Annotated in this window: 1 protein-coding gene; it reads right to left on the reverse strand. The window is 67.7% G+C overall.

Going from position 1 to position 263, the window contains the following annotated elements:
• Positions 1 to 263 (reverse strand): COQ9 family protein (locus R0J92_RS23850; RefSeq protein ID WP_411053500.1); only part of this gene is annotated, 263 nt, incomplete at both ends.

The following is a 263-nucleotide window of genomic DNA, read 5'->3' on the forward strand; positions in this document are numbered from 1 at the left end:
GGCGAGCGATCCTCCAGCCAGTACAGCAGTGTGGAGGAATAGACCCCGGCGAGCAGCGCCCGCTTGCTGTAGAAGTAATAGTCGCTGGAAGCGTCGCCGGCGGCGATCCAGATGGCATCGACCGTGCGGTAGAGCAGCTTCAGTGAGAGACCGGCGTTCTGCGGCATGGCGAGGTAGGACAGCGCGCGGCGCAGCGCTTCCTGGTGCTGCTCGTTCTGCTCGAGGCGCAGGCGCACCGCGAGCGCGACCCGGTCGCGGACCCG

It is taken from the genome of Tritonibacter sp. SIMBA_163 (assembly GCF_046535935.1).
Classification (GTDB): domain Bacteria; phylum Pseudomonadota; class Alphaproteobacteria; order Rhodobacterales; family Rhodobacteraceae; genus Epibacterium; species Epibacterium scottomollicae.